The organism is Pseudomonas sp. NyZ480 (genome assembly GCF_029537255.1).
GTDB lineage: Bacteria > Pseudomonadota > Gammaproteobacteria > Pseudomonadales > Pseudomonadaceae > Aquipseudomonas > Aquipseudomonas taiwanensis.
Genome location: NZ_CP120626.1, coordinates 134908 through 154390 on the forward strand (window position 1 = coordinate 134908; position 19483 = coordinate 154390).

Consider the following 19483-nt stretch of genomic DNA (forward strand, 5'->3'; position numbering starts at 1 on the left):
CGGGGCCATAGCTCAGCTGGGAGAGCGCCTGCCTTGCACGCAGGAGGTCAGCGGTTCGATCCCGCTTGGCTCCACCACTCTTTCAGGTTGTACAGCTGCTCAGAACTTAGAAATGAACATTCAGATCGAATGTTGATTTCTGACTTTTGTCAGATCGTTCTTTAAAAATTCGGATATGTGATAGATAGACTGACACGCACTTTCACTGGTGTGATGTCAGGCTAAGGTAAAATTTGTGAGTTCTGCTCTTAATTGAGCAACATGCGAATTTTCGGCGAATGTCGTCTTCACAGTATAACCAGATTGCTTGGGGTTATATGGTCAAGTGAAGAAGCGCATACGGTGGATGCCTTGGCAGTCAGAGGCGATGAAAGACGTGGTAGCCTGCGATAAGCTTTGGGGAGTCGGCAAACAGACTGTGATCCAGAGATCTCTGAATGGGGGAACCCAGCCAGCATAAGCTGGTTATCTTGTACTGAATACATAGGTGCAAGAGGCGAACCAGGGGAACTGAAACATCTAAGTACCCTGAGGAAAAGAAATCAACCGAGATTCCCTTAGTAGTGGCGAGCGAACGGGGACCAGCCCTTAAGTTGATTTGAGATTAGTGGAACGCTCTGGAAAGTGCGGCCATAGTGGGTGATAGCCCCGTACACGAAAATCTCTTATCAATGAAATCGAGTAGGACGGAGCACGAGAAACTTTGTCTGAACATGGGGGGACCATCCTCCAAGGCTAAATACTACTGACTGACCGATAGTGAACCAGTACCGTGAGGGAAAGGCGAAAAGAACCCCGGAGAGGGGAGTGAAATAGAACCTGAAACCGTATGCGTACAAGCAGTGGGAGCCTACTTTGTTAGGTGACTGCGTACCTTTTGTATAATGGGTCAGCGACTTATATTCAGTGGCGAGCTTAACCGAATAGGGGAGGCGTAGCGAAAGCGAGTCTTAATAGGGCGTTTAGTCGCTGGGTATAGACCCGAAACCGGGCGATCTATCCATGGGCAGGTTGAAGGTTAGGTAACACTGACTGGAGGACCGAACCGACTACCGTTGAAAAGTTAGCGGATGACCTGTGGATCGGAGTGAAAGGCTAATCAAGCTCGGAGATAGCTGGTTCTCCTCGAAAGCTATTTAGGTAGCGCCTCATGTATCACTCCAGGGGGTAGAGCACTGTTTCGGCTAGGGGGTCATCCCGACTTACCAAACCGATGCAAACTCCGAATACCTGGAAGTGCCGAGCATGGGAGACACACGGCGGGTGCTAACGTCCGTCGTGAAAAGGGAAACAACCCAGACCGTCAGCTAAGGTCCCAAAGTCATGGTTAAGTGGGAAACGATGTGGGAAGGCTTAGACAGCTAGGAGGTTGGCTTAGAAGCAGCCATCCTTTAAAGAAAGCGTAATAGCTCACTAGTCGAGTCGGCCTGCGCGGAAGATGTAACGGGGCTCAAACCATGCACCGAAGCTACGGGTGTCATCTTTGATGACGCGGTAGAGGAGCGTTCTGTAAGCCTGTGAAGGTGAGTTGAGAAGCTTGCTGGAGGTATCAGAAGTGCGAATGCTGACATGAGTAACGACAATGGGAGTGAAAAACTCCCACGCCGAAAGACCAAGGTTTCCTGCGCAACGTTAATCGACGCAGGGTTAGTCGGTCCCTAAGGCGAGGCTGAAAAGCGTAGTCGATGGAAAACAGGTTAATATTCCTGTACTTCCAGTTATTGCGATGGAGGGACGGAGAAGGCTAGGCCAGCTTGGCGTTGGTTGTCCAAGTTTAAGGTGGTAGGCTGAGATCTTAGGCAAATCCGGGATCTTAAGGCCGAGAGCTGATGACGAGTTGCCTTTAGGCGACGAAGTGGTTGATGCCATGCTTCCAAGAAAAGCTCCTAAGCTTCAGATAACTGGGAACCGTACCCCAAACCGACACAGGTGGTCGGGTAGAGAATACCAAGGCGCTTGAGAGAACTCGGGTGAAGGAACTAGGCAAAATGGCACCGTAACTTCGGGAGAAGGTGCGCCGACGAGGGTGAAGGACTTGCTCCGTAAGCCCATGTCGGTCGAAGATACCAGGCCGCTGCGACTGTTTATTAAAAACACAGCACTCTGCAAACACGAAAGTGGACGTATAGGGTGTGACGCCTGCCCGGTGCCGGAAGGTTAATTGATGGGGTTAGCGCAAGCGAAGCTCTTGATCGAAGCCCCGGTAAACGGCGGCCGTAACTATAACGGTCCTAAGGTAGCGAAATTCCTTGTCGGGTAAGTTCCGACCTGCACGAATGGCGTAACGATGGCGGCGCTGTCTCCACCCGAGACTCAGTGAAATTGAAATCGCTGTGAAGATGCAGTGTATCCGCGGCTAGACGGAAAGACCCCGTGAACCTTTACTATAGCTTTGCACTGGACTTTGAATTTGCTTGTGTAGGATAGGTGGGAGGCTTTGAAGTGGGGACGCCAGTTCTCATGGAGCCATTCTTGAAATACCACCCTGGCAACTTTGAGGTTCTAACTCAGGTCCGTTATCCGGATCGAGGACAGTGTATGGTGGGTAGTTTGACTGGGGCGGTCTCCTCCCAAAGAGTAACGGAGGAGTACGAAGGTGCGCTCAGACCGGTCGGAAATCGGTCGCAGAGTATAAAGGCAAAAGCGCGCTTGACTGCGAGACAAACACGTCGAGCAGGTACGAAAGTAGGTCTTAGTGATCCGGTGGTTCTGTATGGAAGGGCCATCGCTCAACGGATAAAAGGTACTCCGGGGATAACAGGCTGATACCGCCCAAGAGTTCATATCGACGGCGGTGTTTGGCACCTCGATGTCGGCTCATCACATCCTGGGGCTGAAGCCGGTCCCAAGGGTATGGCTGTTCGCCATTTAAAGTGGTACGCGAGCTGGGTTTAGAACGTCGTGAGACAGTTCGGTCCCTATCTGCCGTGGACGTTTGAGATTTGAGAGGGGCTGCTCCTAGTACGAGAGGACCGGAGTGGACGAACCTCTGGTGTTCCGGTTGTCACGCCAGTGGCATTGCCGGGTAGCTATGTTCGGAAGAGATAACCGCTGAAAGCATCTAAGCGGGAAACTTGCCTCAAGATGAGATCTCACTGGAACCTTGAGTTCCCTAAAGGGCCGTCGAAGACTACGACGTTGATAGGTTGGGTGTGTAAGCGCTGTGAGGCGTTGAGCTAACCAATACTAATTGCCCGTGAGGCTTGACCATATAACACCCAAGCAATTTGCCGACGCAGATTGCGGTGGTGAAGACGAAACGACCGAAAGTTCGCAAGACCACAAATTCACATATCCGAATTGGCCAAGAGTGTTTACACGACATTCTGGCAACAGAATTTCTTGACGACCATAGAGCATTGGAACCACCTGATCCCATCCCGAACTCAGTAGTGAAACGATGCATCGCCGATGGTAGTGTGGGGTTTCCCCATGTGAGAGTAGGTCATCGTCAAGATTCATTTCGCAAAACCCCTATCTGCGCGAGCAGGTAGGGGTTTTGTCTTTAAGTAGAAGTTATAGATTTTCGCTGAAGCGTCCGCAGGACGGATCGGCACACAGAATTTCTTGACGACCATAGAGCATTGGAACCACCTGATCCCATCCCGAACTCAGCAGTGAAACGATGCATCGCCGATGGTAGTGTGGGGTTTCCCCATGTGAGAGTAGGTCATCGTCAAGATTCAAATCCAGAGCCCCTGTCTGCGTTGCAGACAGGGGCTTTGTCCTTTTTGGCTTATCGTCACGTCAATTGCTAAGCGCTTCAGGTGAGCACACTTAGCGGGCCGTTTGCTTGTCCAGGTAGGCCCTGATCACACGAGCGGCTGTATTGAGGTGCTTTTCCAGCACCGTGACCGCTTCGTCCACCAGCTTGTCGCTGGCCGCATCGACCAAGGCGTTGTGATCATCCTGGGTCAATTTGCCCAGCCCCATCGAAGACAGATGGAAGCGCAGGAAGCGTTCTTCTTCGTTGAGTTCATTCTCGATCAGCCGCAGCAGTTTTTGGTTCGGCGCCTTGTTGTACAGTGCCATGTGGAGCAGCCGATTGAGACGACCGATTTCGGCGTGGCTGGTTTCGCTTTCCAATTGCTGGATATACCCACGGGCCTGAGCAATGTCATCGGCATTGAGCAGGGGGATCGACTGGCGCAATGCCTCGGATTCCAACAGTACCCGCAGTTCGTAGGTATCGACTGCATCTTCACCGATCAAGGGCGCAACCACGGCCCCTTTATGCATTTCCACCTTGAGCAGGGACTGCGCTTCCAACTGACGTAAAGCTTCACGCACTGGCATGCGGCTGACACCGAACAGGGTCGCGAGCTCCTGTTGGCGCAGGGCTGTTCCCGGAGGCAAACGACCGTCTAGGATGGCACTGCGCAAGCGTTCTTCGATCATGCTACGGGCCAGGTGTGCTGGTACCTGTTCGCTGGCCAGCACTTTGCTCAGTTTGAATTTCTCGGCCACGCGAAGTCTGCCTCGACGATTAAAGTTGGATCCAATTACACTAGTGACGAGCAAGGAGGCTTGTCAAACCACTGCCCACACAGCAGGGAGCGCCCCAAAACCGCGGGTATGGTGGAGCAAGTCGCCTACCAAAGAAAGCAATACACATATCGAGTTAACAATAAAGTTAGATTAGCCCGACTATCGGCATCGTGATTGCATCGCGCCATTGTCTTTTGCCTTGGCAGGCCGCACCATCGCTGCATTAGGCTGGCCTGAACAGGTCTTCGCAGTGGCGATATCCTGGATACTTAAAACCGTCTTGCGTTGTTTCGGCCTTGCCACGTTGCTGGGGGGCTTGTTGCTGGGCGCTCTGCACGCCGACTGGGATTTCTCCCAGATCAGCCGCAAGTCTCAGGCGCTCTACGGCCCCCTGGGTGCCGGAAAGGCCCGTATCGATGCCTGGCAGCAGTTGATGGCCACACAACAGCAGGGCAGTGAGCTTGAGCGGTTGCAGGTGGTCAATCGCTTCTTCAACCAGCAGTTGCGTTACGTCGAAGACATCGACTTGTGGCGTGAGGTCGATTATTGGGCAACGCCCATTCAGGCCTTGATCAAAGGCGCTGGCGATTGTGAGGACTACGCTATCGCCAAGTACTTCAGCCTACGGCGTATGGGCATCCCCAGTGAAAAGCTGCGCATCACTTACGTCAAAGCCTTGCGGCAGAACAGGGCTCACATGGTCCTGACCTATTATTCAAGCCCACAGGCCCAGCCGCTGGTACTCGATAGCCTGATGGATGCCATCAAGCCGGCGAGCCAGCGTCCTGACCTGTTACCGGTGTATGCCTTCAACGGCGAGGGCCTGTGGCTGACCGGTACCACGGGCAACAAGAAGGTAGGGGATACCAAGCGCTTGTCGCGTTGGCAGGATCTGTTGAAAAAAATGCAGGCCGAAGGGTTCCCGGCCGAACCGGTTTACTGAGGGAGCGCAGATGTCACTGTTCAAACAATTGCTGTTGGCCATTTGCTTGTTCCTGGTGGTCGCTTTCAGTGGAAGCTTCGTGGTCAGCCTGGAAAGCTCGCGCAGCCAGTACGTCAACCAGTTGCGTTCACACGCGCAGGATGCAGCCACTGCATTGGCCTTGTCGCTGACACCCAATATCGACGACCCTGCGATGGTCGAGCTGATGGTCAGCTCGATTTTCGACAGTGGCTACTACGCAAGCATCAAAGTTATCGATCTGGACTCCAACGCCACCTTGGTCGAGCGCCACGCCGAGCCCGACAGCAGTGGTGTGCCGAGCTGGTTCGTGCGCATGATTGGCCTAGAACCCGCAGGTGGGGATGCCATCGTCAGCCGCGGCTGGCAGCAGGCCGCGCGCGTCGAGGTGGTGAGCCACCCCATGTTCGCCGTCGCCAAGCTCTGGCAGAGTGCGTTAGGCAGCCTTGGCTGGTTGTTGCTGTGTGGTGCGGCTAGTGCGGTGCTTGGCGCGTTGTTGCTGCGTCGGCAACTGCGACCGTTGGACTACATGGTGGAGCAGTCCCATGCCATTGCCCGCCGCGAGTTCCTCACCTCGCCGCTGCCACGTACCCCAGAATTGCGCCGTGTGGTGCAGGCCATGAACCAGATGGTCGAGAAGCTCAAGGCATTGTTCACCGAACAGGCCGAGCGAAGCGAGCGACTCCGAGCAGAGTCATACCAGGACAGCCTCACTGGCTTGTCCAATAGACGCTATTTCGAAATGCAGCTCAATGCCAAGGTGAGCAACCTTGAGGAAGCCCGAGCCGGCTATCTGTTGTTGCTTCGAGTGCAGGATCTTGCAGGCCTCAATGCCCGATTGGGTGGCCAGCGGACGGACCAGTTGCTGCAGGCGGTGGGTGAGCACCTGCGCCGTACCTGTGCCGGTTTTCCCGAAACCAAAGACCTGATTTCTCGCAGCCGTGGAGGCGAATTCGCCGTGCTTGCACCAGGCATGGTGCATGAAGAGGCGGTGAAGCTGGCCCAGGCACTCGAAGCTTCGTTGCACAGTCTGCATGACACTGGGGCCAGCGATGTCGCTCCGGTCGCCTGTATCGGCTTGGCACCCTACACCCCAGGCGATGCACCGCAGGCACTGCTAACACTGGCGGACGAGGCCCTGGCAAGGGCTGAGAACCAACCGACACCGGGCTGGGTGTGCCTTGAGCAGGGCGCGGCGGCCGTGGCCGGGGACAGCCAGCACGACTGGCACTCGCGCCTGGACAAGGCCTTCGTCAACGGCCATTTCGAATTGTTCTTCCAGCCCGTGGTGGACTGCCAATCCACTGAAGTAGTGCTGCACCATAAAGTTATTTCCCGACTTGACGACGGGCGTGGCGAAGCACTGACGGCGGGCCGTTTCCTGCCCTGGCTTGAGCGCTTTGGCTGGATGGCCCGGCTGGATCTGCTGATGCTGGAGAAAGTGCTCGCCCACCTGCGTGGCCATGACCAGGTGCTGGCGCTGAACCTGTCCGGGGCAACCCTGGCCGACCCCGAAGCACTGAGGCGAGTCTATGAGCTTCTGGGCCAGAACGTTGCATTAGGGCCACGGCTGATCTTCGAGATCGGAGAGGAGCAACTGCCCGAACAATCGATGCTCGAGCAATTGACCCGGCGCCTGCGTGGGTTGGGCTTCGGCCTCGCGTTACAGCGCTTTGGCGGACGTTTCAGCATGATTGGCAACCTGGCTAATCTGGGCCTTGCCTACCTCAAGGTGGACGGAAGCTACATCCGCAACATCGACCAGGAACAGCACAAGCGCCTGTTCATCGAAGCCATCCAGCGGGCGGCGCATGGCATCGACTTGCCACTGATCGCCGAGCGGGTAGAGACGGAAGGGGAACTGAGCGTCCTGCGAGAAATGGGGGTAGAGGGCGTTCAAGGACAACTGGTGGGCGAACCTGCGCCCTGGCGATGAGTACACGGGCATCCTAGGAGCCGGCTTGCCGGCGATTGGGCCAGCAAAGACAGCGGCTCCTGCATCCCACCCGCCCTCAGATCAACCCACCTTCGCTTTCCTCCTCGATCAGGTTGTTCAGGCTGCCCAATGCCCTACGGGCCGTTGAGCGGTTGAGCAGCTTGGCCTGGGCGCCGACGGGCAGGTCGGTGATGCTGATCACCCCCTTGGTGGTCAGCACCTCGATCAGGTCCTCGAGCACCCGGATCATGTCCAGATCACTCTGCTTGAGTTGCTTGAGGCTGTTTTCGACGACGTCGTCGGCAAACCACTCCTGGATCTCGGCATGGTCGGCCGGGAGGATTTCCGCGAAGCCCTCGAAGGGGGCGGCCTCGACCCGCAGCAACTCCCCTTCACTGTCGCGTTGCACGTAGAACATGGCATCCGTCCTCGTCACTTGGGTTCCTTAACGGTTGAGCTATGCGCAGCTTAGGCAAAGTTCCCGAGCTGCGCCTGCCGGTCAGTTATTGGAATTGTCGATCTTGATGGTCGGGTCGGCACCGCTTATGAGCGAATTGATCGTGGTGTTGGACAAGTTGACCCCTTCCAGCTTGATCGAGACATCGGCATTGGCCAGCCCCCCGGCAGCATTGAGCTTGCCCTCCGTACTGATTTGCAGGGTCGACTCACCGCCAACGGTGGTGATCTTCAGGTAGTTGTCGATCGTCGATCCACGCTCCCCCTGCAGAAGGTCGCTCAGGTCAAGACGGTCGCCCTCGCTCATTTTGAAGTCCTTGATCACATCCTGGCCGATGTCGCCGAGCTTCCAGACGAAGGTGTCCGCGCCGGCGCCGCCGCTGAGGATGTCGTTACCCTTGCCGCCGGTCAGGGCATCATTGCCGGCTCCGCCAAACAGCAGGTCGTTGCCGTCGCCCCCCAGCAGGGTGTCGTTACCCGCGCCGCCCAGGAGGATGTCATTGCCCTTGCCGCCATCGAGGTAGTCGTTCCCGCCCTGGCCGAAGATGATGTCGTTGCCAGCACCTCCCATCAATGTATCGGCACCGTCGTTGGCGCGGGAGATATCGAACTCGGAGTAATGCTCGGAAACGTACTTGTGCATCGTTCGCGCATCCACGTCGCCCGCATCCACACCGAGCTTGAGGGCAACATAGGTCTGGATCGCTTCCACGCCGGTGCCAGGGATCGAGTCGAAGGTGACAAGGTCACCGAAGATGATGTCGTGGCCATCGCCGCCATCGACTCTGTCCGAGCCGGGCTGTGTCACTTCGGTGTGGCCAAGGATGGCCTCCGCCAGTTTGCTGGGGTCGATGTTCGATTGCGGCGTCTTGTCCGAGTCGAAGGGTTTCAGATCGTTCGTATCGACGCCGCTGTTCAGGCCGATTGCCTCCACTACCGACAGCGCCGCGAGAATCTTGAAACTGTCGTTGGAGTTGTTCAACGTTGCATCATTGGTGGTGTTGCCAGTACCTGCGCGAGTCGACAGCTCATAGCCGCCATTGCCTTCGGCGCGAATCGTGCCGCTGGTCACGGTGTTCCACTTGTAGCTCCAGGTCAGTAGGTCGAAGCTGCCGCGCGTCTCGGCGGTCAGTTTGCCGCTGCTGTCGATCGATACCCGGTTGGTGGTGTCGAGCTGGTAGTTCGTGACAGTGTCACCAGCCTTGTAGTTGATGCTACTGAGGAAGGTATCGAGTTTCACGCTGCTGTTGGCCAGGTTCGGGTTGGCTTGCTCGCCGGTCTGGTAGTAGGTCGGTTGGCCGTCGGTGATGAAGAACGTCTGGTTGCTGCCAGTGTTGCCGGCATTCTTGAGATTCTGGAACCAGTTGGCGGTGGTCTTGAAGGCGTCCTCGTAGTTGGTGCCGCCCTCTGAGCTCATGGTGCCCAGGGCGTTGAGCAAGGTCTTGAGCCCGGTGTCATTGAGGGTAACCGAGATGGAACTCTTGACCTGCGTGGCGAAGTCCACCAACAGAATGTTCACCGTGCCCGATTGTGCACCCTTGACGCTGGCGGCCAAGGTCCGGAACACCGACTCCATGGAGGCTTTGGCGGCATCCACACCGGACGCCCCCATGCTGCCCGAGGTGTCGACGATGAATGCGATGTTGTAGTCCTTCCCCGCCACGACGTGCAGGCCTGTCACATCGGCGACGATGAGATCGTTGTTCACGGTACCGGTCGCGGTGTCGCTATCGGTACCCAGGTTGCTGGAGGTGTAGTTTTCCGGGTAGACGGTGACTTTAACCGAGCCTTCGTTGATGGCTTGGCTGCCTCCCACGCCTTCTTTGGAGGTGGAGGTGATCTTCACGTCGAACTGGCCAGAGTAGTAAGCCGGTGGCTTGATCGCCAGACTGCCCAGGTTCCAGCCAGTGACATCGACCGCCGTTGCACCCACGGTGATGCTGTGTCCCGCGTTGTCGCTCACCACCGAACCTGCCGGAATCCCGGCAAGCTTGACGCTCAAGGTTTCCGAACCGTCGGTATCGGTCAGGCTGGTGCTGATGCCCACCAGCTTGACGCTGCCGTTCTCTGGCCCTTCATTGAGCTTGTAGCCATCGTAGTAACCCTGGCCATTGCTGCCATGCAGGTCAGACACCGTCACCCCGGCGTTAGCCAACTCGGTGACGTTGGGGTACATCGGGATAGTCGCACTGTTGAAGTCGCCGACCGAACCGTTGCCGACCTTGATGTTGATGTCGTAGCTGCCTGGCCCGGCCTGGTTGGCGTGGTAGATCTCCAGGGTGTAGTAGCCGCTAGCGCTGGGTGTAAAGCTGCCCGAGACATTTCCGCCCGCACCCCAGGTGGCGGTGACCACCGTCTTGCCGCCGATATTGACCAGCAGACTGTCATCAGCCGTGCCGCTGAAGGTATAGGTCTTGCCGGCTTCCAGATAGATCAGGCCCGAAGTTTTCGAGCCGGACTGGGCGGCGACGCTGGCCTCGGACTGCACATTGGTCGTGGTTTCGCTCTTGCTCGCACTGCCGGAGTTGGCGAACACGGATTTCAACGCATCACCGGTGATACCGTTGCCGCTGTTGGTCAAGCCGGTGAGGGTGTTCCAGGTTTCTTTGGTCAGGCCTAGGGAGTTGACGTTGTTGTTGCCAATGTTCAGCTCAGGTTTGTCGGCGACGGGTGTGATGTCCACCTTCAGCGTCGCCTCGCTACCTGGGCTGCTGCCGTCGGTGGGCTTGTATTTGACCTGGGCATAATCGGCCTGCTTGTTGCCCACGCCGGAGCCGCCGTAGCCATCGGCCCCCGACTGATTGGTCAGCGGTACGAACTTGAGTTTGCCTGCAGCGATGTCTGCCTGGCTGATGGTCTGGTTGACCGTCACGTTCACCCAGGCCGTGCCGTTGAAGTACTTCAAGTTCCCGAGGTCAGGCAGCTTGGTGATAGTCACCCCAAGGTTTGCGGCGGAGCTGTCGACGTCGGTGATGTTGAAGTCACTCCAGTTCAGCACCAGATCGGTGTCCTCCGAGCCAGTGGCCGCCCCACCTATGGTGACTGGCGCATCGTTGACCGCAACCACATTGACCGTGGTGGTGGCCGTGTTGGAAACGTTGACCCCATCGGTCACGGTAACGGTGATCACGCGGGGTGTAGTGCTTGGGTCGTCGCTGGTGTTGACGAAGGTGATGTTCTTGATGGCCTGCATGTAGTCTGCCAGCGACGCTGCACCGCTCAAGGTGAGCACCACTTTGCCGTCGGTCACGCTTGATGTGACGGTGATGCCGTTGACGCTGTTGCCGAGGTTGAGCGCATCGCCAGGCTGGCGATTGGTCAGGGTGACGGTAGCGCCGGTCAGTTGGCTGCTGTCGAAGTCGGTGATGGAGATGTCCAGGTCACTGATGGAATTGCCGTTGCCGTTCTCGGTGAAGGTGGTCTGGTAGTCCGCGCCGTTCTTGCCGCTGGAGTCGTTGGCATCGAGGTCCAGCACTGGGGCGGGTTCATAGATCTGGGTCGTGACACTGGATGCACCGGCGTTGATCACAAGGCCTTCGAAGTTGCCGCCTGTGGCTGAGTCGATCTTCACATTGATCTGTTCGGTGCCCTCATTGATGGCGTCCTTGAGGGTGGGGATAGTGAAGGTTGCCTGGGTGCTGTTGGCCTTGATCACCACAGTTGCGACGCCGGTGTAGTCGACGCCATTGGTCGCCGTACCGCTATAGCTCAGTTTGACGGTGACGTCAGTTTGCGGGGCATTGCTCAGGGTCAGGGTGTAGGTGGCATTGTTGCCCTCGGCCACTGCCGCGCTGCCGGAGATCCCTAGTGTGGTGTTGTTCAGGGTATCGGAAACGGCCGTGACCGCTGGCGCCGGGTTGACCACGAGGTTCTCGAAGTTGCCGCCACTGGTATTGGTGATCGTGGCACTGACTGGTCCAGCGTCGATGTAGACGTCATCGGAAGGTGCGGCCACCGTCACGCTGCCGGAGGATTGGTTGGCGCCGATGGTGATGGTCTGGCCGTTGCTCAGGGTTAAGGTAAGCGCGGTTTGCGCAGGGTTGGTCAGGGTCGCGGTATAGACGATCTGGCCGCCCTCTGTCACGGTAGGTGTGGCCGTCAATGTGACGGTGGTGGTCTCCTGTACATCGGTGACTGTACTGCTGACCGGGCTATTGTTTGCCACCAGGTTTTCGTAGTTGCCGCCGCTGACATTGCTGATGCTGTTGGTGACTGGCGCGTGTCCTTGGTAGACGTCGTTGGTCACGGCACCGGTGGCAGTACCGGAGCTTTGACCGACCGGGATGGTGATGGTTTGACCGTTGGCCAAGGTAACCACCACTGGACTACCGGTGACGGGGGCGCCGACGCTGGCGGTGTAGATAATGGTCCCGCCTTCGGCGACGCTTGGCGTGGCGGTCAGGGTGACCGTGGTGGTGTCTTGAACATCGGTGACGGTGGTGCTGACCGGTGCCGGATTGGCAACCAAGTTCTCGTAATTACCCCCGCTCACCCCGGTGATGCCGTTGGTGACTGGCGCGTGCCCTTGGTAGACGTCGTTGGTCACGGCACCGGTGGCGGTGCCGGAGCTTTGACCGACCGGGATGGTGATGGTCTGGCCGTTGGCCAGGGTGACCACAACCGGGCTACCGGTGACGGGAGCCCCCACACTCGCGGTGTAGACGATGGTCCCGCCTTCGGCGACGCTCGGCGTGGCGGTCAGGGTGACCGTGGTGGTGTCCTGCACATCGGTGACGGTGGTGCTGACCGGTGCCGGATTGGCGACCAAATTCTCGTAACTGCCACCGGAAACGCTGGTGATGCTGTTGGTGACCGGTGCCTGCCCTTGGTAGACGTCGTTGCTCACGGCGCCGGTGGCAGTACCGGAGCTTTGCCCGACCGGAATGGTAATGGTCTGGCCGTTGGCCAAGGTGACCAGGACCGGAGAACCTGACACTGGCGCATTGAGCGTGGCGGTGTAGATAATCGTCCCGCCTTCGGCGACGCTCGGCGTGGCGGTCAGGGTGACCGTGGTGGTGTCTTGAACATCGGTCACGGAGGTGCTGACCGGTGCCGGATTGGCGACCAGGTTCTCGTAACTGCCCCCGGAAACGCTGGTGATGCTGTTGGTGACTGGCGCGTGCCCTTGGTAGACGTCGTTGGTCACAGCACCGGTGGCCGTGCCGGAGCTTTGACCGACTGGGATGGTGATGGTCTGGCCGTTGGCCAGAGTGACCACAACCGGGGTGCCGGTGACGGGGACGCCGACGCTGGCGGTGTAGATGATGGTTCCACCCTCGGCCACCGAAGGGGTGGCGGTCAGGGTGACGGTGGTGGTGTCCTGAACATCGGTGACGGTGGTGCTGACCGGTGCCGGATTGGCGACCAAATTCTCGTAATTGCCCCCGGAAACGCTGGTGATGCTGTTGGTGACTGGTGCGTGCCCTTGGTAGACGTCGTTGGTCACAGCACCGGTGGCGGTGCCGGAGCTTTGACCGACTGGAATGGTGATGGTTTGACCGTTGGCCAAGGTCACCACCACTGGACTACCGGTGACGGGTGCACCTACAGAGGCGGTGTAAATAATCGTGCCACCCTCGGCCACCGATGGCGTGGCGGTAAGGGTGACGGTGGTGGTGTCCTGCACATCGGTGACGGTGGTGCTGACCGGTGCCGGATTGGCGACCAAATTCTCGTAATTGCCCCCGGAAACGCTGGTGATGCTGTTGGTGACTGGTGCGTGCCCTTGGTAGACGTCGTTGGTCACAGCACCGGTGGCGGTGCCGGAGCTTTGACCGACTGGAATGGTGATGGTTTGACCGTTGGCCAAGGTCACCACCACTGGACTACCGGTGACGGGTGCACCTACAGAGGCGGTGTAAATAATCGTGCCACCCTCGGCCACCGATGGCGTGGCGGTCAGGGTGACCGTGGTGGTGTCTTGAACATCGGTGACGGTGGTGCTCACCGGCGTCGGATTGGCGACCAGGTTCTCGTAGTTACCGCCACTCACCCCGGTGATGCTGTTGGTGACCGGTGCCTGCCCTTGGTAGACGTCGTTGGTTACGGCACCGGTGGCGGTGCCGGAGCTTTGCCCGACCGGAATGGTAATGGTCTGGCCGTTGGCCAAGGTGACCAGGACCGGCGAACCTGACACTGGCGCATTGAGCGTGGCGGTGTAGATGATCGTCCCGCCTTCGGCGACGCTCGGCGTGGCGGTCAGGGTGACCGTGGTGGTGTCTTGAACATCGGTCACGGAGGTGCTGACCGGTGCCGGATTGGCGACGAGGTTTTCGTAGTTGCCGCCGCTGACATTGCTGATGCTGTTGGTGACTGGCGCGTGCCCTTGGTAGACGTCGTTGGTCACGGCACCGGTGGCGGTGCCGGAGCTTTGGCCGACTGGAATGGTGATGGTTTGGCCGTTGGCCAGGGTGACCACCACTGGACTACCGGTGACGGGAGCCCCCACGCTGGCGGTGTAGACGATGGTCCCGCCTTCGACGACGCTCGGTGTGGCGGTTAGCGTGACGGTGGTGGTGTCCTGAACATCGGTGACGGTGGTGCTGACCGGTGCCGGATTGGCGACCAAATTCTCGTAATTGCCCCCGGAAACGTTGGTGATGCTGTTGATGACTGGCGCGTGCCCTTGGTAGACGTCGTTGCTCACGGCGCCGGTGGCAGTACCGGAGCTTTGGCCGACTGGAATGGTGATGGTTTGGCCGTTGGCCAGGGTGACCACCACTGGACTACCGGTGACGGGTGCACCTACAGAGGCGGTGTAAATAATCGTGCCACCCTCGGCCACCGAAGGGGTGGCGGTCAGGGTGACGGTGGTGGAGTCCTGAACATCGGTCACGGAGGTGCTGACCGGTGCCGGATTGGCGACCAAATTCTCGTAATTGCCCCCGCTCACCCCCGTGATGCTATTGCTGACTGGTGCGTGCCCTTGGTAGACGTCGTTGGTCACAGCACCGGTGGCGGTGCCGGAGCTTTGACCGATTGGAATGGTGATGGTCTGGCCGTTGGCCAGAGTGACCACAACGGGGCTGCCGGTGACCGGTGCGCCAACGCTCGCGGTGTAGATGATCGTGCCACCCTCGGCCACCGAAGGGGTGGCGGTCAGGGTGACGGTGGTGGTGTCCTGGACATCGGTGACTGTGGTGCTCACCGGTGCCGGATCGGCGACCAGATTCTCGTAGTTACCGCCGCTCACCCCCGTGATGCTATTGCTGACTGGCGCGTGCCCTTGGTAAACGTCGTTGGTCACGGCACCGGTGGTGGTGCCGGAACTTTGGCCGACCGGGATGGTGATGGTTTGACCGTTGGCCAGGGTGACCACCACTGGAGTACCGGTGACGGGTGCACCTACAGAGGCGGTGTAAATAATCGTGCCACCCTCGGCCACCGATGGCGTGGCGGTCAGCGTGACCGTGGTGGTGTCTTGAACATCGGTGACGGAGGTGCTGACCGGCGCCGGATCGGCGACTAGATTCTCGTAATCGCCACCGGAAACGTTGGTGATGCTGTTGGTGACTGGCGCGTGGCCTTGGTACACGTCGTTGCTAACGGCGCCGGTGGCGGTGCCGGAGCTTTGGCCGACTGGAATGGTGATGGTCTGGCCGTTGGCCAGGGTGATCACGACCGGGCTGCCGGTGACCGGTGCTCCTACACTCGCCGTGTAAATGATGGTCCCGCCTTCGGCGACGCTTGGCGTGGCGGTCAGCGTGACCGTGGTGGTGTCTTGAACATCGGTGACGGTGGTGCTCACCGGCGTCGGATTGGCGACCAGGTTCTCGTAGTTACCGCCACTCACCCCGGTGATGCTGTTGGTGACCGGTGCCTGCCCTTGGTAGACGTCGTTGCTCACGGCGCCGGTGGCAGTACCGGAGCTTTGCCCGACCGGAATGGTAATGGTCTGGCCGTTGGCCAAGGTGACCAGGACCGGCGAACCTGACACTGGCGCATTGAGCGTGGCGGTGTAGATGATCGTCCCGCCTTCGGCGACGCTCGGCGTGGCGGTCAGGGTGACCGTGGTGGTGTCTTGAACATCGGTCACGGAGGTGCTCACCGGCGTCGGATTGGCGACGAGGTTTTCGTAGTTGCCGCCGCTGACATTGCTGATGCTGTTGGTGACTGGCGCGTGCCCTTGGTAGACGTCGTTGGTCACGGCACCGGTGGCGGTGCCGGAGCTTTGGCCGACTGGAATGGTGATGGTTTGGCCGTTGGCCAGGGTGACCACAACCGGGCTGCCGGTGACCGGTGCTCCTACACTCGCCGTGTAAATGATGGTCCCGCCTTCGGCGACGCTCGGCGTGGCGGTTAGCGTGACCGTTGTGGTGTCCTGAACATCGGTGACGGTGGTGCTGACCGGTGCCGGATTGGCGACCAAATTCTCGTAATTGCCCCCGGAAACGTTGGTGATGCTGTTGATGACTGGCGCGTGCCCTTGGTAGACGTCGTTGCTCACGGCGCCGGTGGCAGTACCGGAGCTTTGGCCGACTGGAATGGTGATGGTTTGGCCGTTGGCCAGGGTGACCACCACTGGACTACCGGTGACGGGTGCACCTACAGAGGCGGTGTAAATAATCGTGCCACCCTCGGCCACCGAAGGGGCGGCGGTCAGGGTGACGGTGGTGGAGTCCTGAACATCGGTCACGGAGGTGCTGACCGGTGCCGGATTGGCGACCAAATTCTCGTAATTGCCCCCGCTCACCCCCGTGATGCTATTGCTGACTGGTGCGTGCCCTTGGTAGACGTCGTTGGTCACAGCACCGGTGGCGGTGCCGGAGCTTTGACCGACTGGAATGGTGATGGTCTGGCCGTTGGCCAGAGTGACCACAACGGGGCTGCCGGTGACCGGTGCGCCAACGCTCGCGGTGTAGATGATCGTGCCACCCTCGGCCACCGAAGGAGTGGCGGTCAGGGTGACGGTGGTGGTGTCTTGAACATCGGTGACGGTGGTGCTGACCGGTGCCGGATTGGCGACCAGATTCTCGTAATCGCCACCGGATACGTTGGTGATGCTGTTGGTGACTGGCGCGTGCCCTTGGTAGACATCGTTGGTCACGGCACCGGTGGCGGTACCGGAGCTTTGGCCGACTGGGATGGTGATGGTCTGGCCGTTGGCCAGGGTGATCACGACCGGGCTGCCGGTGACCGGTGCGCCAACGCTCGCGGTGTAGATGATCGTGCCACCCTCGGCCACCGATGGCGTGGCGGTCAGGGTGACCGTGGTGGTGTCTTGAACATCGGTGACGGTGGTGCTCACCGGCGTCGGATTGGCGACCAGGTTCTCGTAGTTACCCCCGCTCACCCCGGTGATGCTGTTGCTGACCGGTGCCTGCCCTTGGTAGACGTCGTTGCTCACGGTGCCGGTGGCCGTGCCGGAGCTTTGCCCGACCGGGATGGTGATGGTCTGGCCGTTGGCGAGAGTCACCACGACCGGTGAGCCCGTCACTGGCGCATCGACCGTGGCGGTGTAGACGATCGTGCCGCTTTCGGCCACAAATGGGGTGGCGGTCAGGGTCACTGTCGATGTATCCGGGGTATCAGTAACGGTCGTCACCGCAGGTGTGCCGTTGATGGTGAGGTTCTCGAAGTCGCCGCCCGTGGCGCTGGTGATGCGCGAACTGACGACCCCGGCATCGATATAGCGATCATCGCTCGGCGCCGGCACGCTGACACTGCCTGAGGTCTGGTTGGCCGCGATGACGATGCTAACGCCATTGCTCAGGGTGACGGTGACCGCGGACTGGCCGGGGTTGCTGAGGGTCGCGGTGTAGATGATCTGGCCACCTTCGGCAACGTTTGGGGTTGCGCTTAGGGTAACCGTGGTCGTGTCCTGCACATCGGTGACCGTGGTGCTCACTGGCGTTGGATTGGCGACGAGGTTCTCGTAGCTACCGCCGCTCACGCCAGTGATGCTGTTGGTGACTTGCCCCTGCGATTGATACACATCGTTGCCCACCGGCACGCTGATCGTGCCGCTGCTTTGGCCAACCGGGACAGTGATGGCTTGCCCGTTGGCGAGCGTGACCACCACCGGACTACCCGTCACAGGCGCCGAAAGACTCGCCGTGTAGACGATGGTGCCGTGCTCGCTCACCGATGGTGTCGCAGTAAGAGTAACCGTGCTGTCGTCGGTCGAGTCGTTGACGACTGTCAGGGCAGGGGCCGGATTGACCTCCAGGTGTTCGAAGTTGCCTCCGCTCGCCGAGGTGAGGCTGGCACTGAGCGTCGTGCCGCCCTTGTACACATCGTTGGCGGTCTGCAGCGTTACGCTGCCACTGGTCTGTCCAGCCCCGATAGTGATGACTTGGCCGTTGGACAGCGTCAGTGTCACGGCCGTCTGCGCGGGGTTGCTCAAGGTTGCGGTATAAGTGACAGTCCCTCCCTCGGTGACCGCCGGGCTGGCAGTGAGGGTCGCGGTGGTGGTGTCCACCGTATCGACCACGCGCGTGGTGGCGGGGGTGCCATCGATGCTGACCGGCAGGCCACCTCCGCGGGTCCCGCTGATGCTCGCCGACACCGCGTGGTCATCGACATAAACCGTATCGTTGGCAGGAACCGCTACGCTCACCGAGCCGCTGGTTTGCCCGGCGGCAATGACGATGACCGCGCCATTGGACAGGGTCACTGTGAGGTCGCTGAGCGGTGCCTGGCCGACAGTGGCGACATAGACGATCGAACCCCCAGCCTCGCTGATCGAAGGAGTGGCGCTCAAGACTACGGCCGTGCCCGCAACAACTGGATCGGAAGGCGTCGTCGTATTCGAAGCCTGTAACCCTGCGAACTGCTCGAGGCTCAGCGCGTCGCTGAAGTCCAAGGGGCCGGTGGTATAACCCACGGTGGGTGCGACTGCTCCCGCAGTTGCCTCCAGCAGCACGAAGCTGTGTCCGCCACCGAGAGCGCCGCTACCGCCCGCGGCGCTTGGCCCGGCAGCGGTTGCCTCCAACGCAGTGGTCGGGTCGACACCAGCCTGGATCGCCTGCTGCAACTGTTCGACCGAGGGTGCTGCCTGCGCCGTTGCCTGGCTCAAATCGGTGCTGCTGTCTGGCGTTTCGGCGCTCCATTGGCTGTCACGCCCCAAGTCCACGTAGCGACCATCGGCCAGCTGCAAGGTGACGGCGCCACCCGGCCCGGTCAGCACTTGCTCACCCGCATACAGGCGGTCACCTTCGATCAGCAGGCGTCGGATGCCCTCTGGGGATACCGCGATGACTTGGCCAACTATGCTTTTGACGATGGCAACCACAGTGCTCATAGGGCTCTCCCGATAATCCCGATGCGTGTCTTCCATGACCGACCGATGGGTGAAATCAGCCGATGTCGAAGGTGCGGCGAAATGCAGTTAGTGTTTAATTATCAATGTGTCGAAGTCTTTCCCGTTCAAACGGCGGAACGTGGCGAACTATTGACTCCTCAGTCTCATCGCAGGACTTGGGCAATCTAATGTCATATCGTTAATTCGCTTGTTGCCAACTCTTACTTTTGTATTAGTTGGAATGTGAGCTCTTGGGCTTGGTGATCATTTAGTAACGACTTCCTGACCCGCACCCGGGTTGGTGCGCTGTATCTCAAGGGCGGCGATACCTTTTGTCATAGCGCTGTGTGGGCGATTTATATGTAACTTTTGGCTTGCGCCCATGGCGCCAGGCGTTAGT

Annotated in this window: 5 protein-coding genes, 1 tRNA gene and 3 rRNA genes; 6 read left to right on the forward strand and 3 right to left on the reverse strand. The window is 59.3% G+C overall.

Going from position 1 to position 19483, the window contains the following annotated elements:
• The first annotated feature begins 1 nt into the window (after position 1).
• From P3R38_RS00645 to rrf (P3R38_RS00660), 4 genes are all read left to right on the forward strand, one after another.
• Positions 2–77 (forward strand) — tRNA-Ala (locus P3R38_RS00645).
• A gap of 242 nt (positions 78–319) precedes the next feature.
• Positions 320–3211: ribosomal RNA gene (locus P3R38_RS00650) — 23S ribosomal RNA — on the forward strand.
• 130 nt (positions 3212–3341) lie between these two features.
• A 5S ribosomal RNA gene (gene rrf, locus P3R38_RS00655) occupies positions 3342–3457 on the forward strand.
• Positions 3458–3566: 109 nt separating this feature from the next.
• Positions 3567–3682: ribosomal RNA gene (rrf, locus tag P3R38_RS00660) — 5S ribosomal RNA — on the forward strand.
• A 95-nt stretch (positions 3683–3777) separates the two neighbouring features.
• Here the strand turns inward: rrf (P3R38_RS00660) and P3R38_RS00665 are convergent.
• Positions 3778–4467 carry a GntR family transcriptional regulator gene (locus tag P3R38_RS00665; protein WP_277686718.1) on the reverse strand — a complete coding sequence of 230 codons (690 nt, stop codon included), beginning with the start codon at positions 4465–4467 and terminating at the stop codon, positions 3778–3780.
• 220 nt (positions 4468–4687) lie between these two features.
• Between P3R38_RS00665 and lapG the strand changes: the two genes are divergently transcribed.
• Positions 4688–5431, forward strand: a complete 744-nt coding sequence (gene lapG, locus P3R38_RS00670) for a cysteine protease LapG (RefSeq protein WP_177429831.1) — start codon at positions 4688–4690, stop codon at positions 5429–5431.
• Positions 5432–5441: 10 nt separating this feature from the next.
• On the forward strand, positions 5442–7385 hold the full coding sequence (lapD, locus tag P3R38_RS00675) for a cyclic di-GMP receptor LapD (protein ID WP_277686719.1): 1944 nt from the start codon (positions 5442–5444) through the stop codon (positions 7383–7385).
• A 76-nt stretch (positions 7386–7461) separates the two neighbouring features.
• Here the strand turns inward: lapD and P3R38_RS00680 are convergent, their stop codons facing one another.
• Both P3R38_RS00680 and P3R38_RS00685 read right to left on the reverse strand, forming a co-directional pair.
• Positions 7462–7803: a hypothetical protein gene (locus P3R38_RS00680; protein ID WP_023378073.1), complete on the reverse strand. Its 342-nt coding sequence runs from the start codon at positions 7801–7803 to the stop codon at positions 7462–7464.
• Positions 7804–7884: 81 nt separating this feature from the next.
• The gene (locus P3R38_RS00685) at positions 7885–19083 is read right to left on the reverse strand and encodes a retention module-containing protein (protein ID WP_277686720.1); all 11199 of its coding nucleotides are present in this window, start codon (positions 19081–19083) and stop codon (positions 7885–7887) included.
• Positions 19084–19483: the final 400 nt, after the last annotated feature.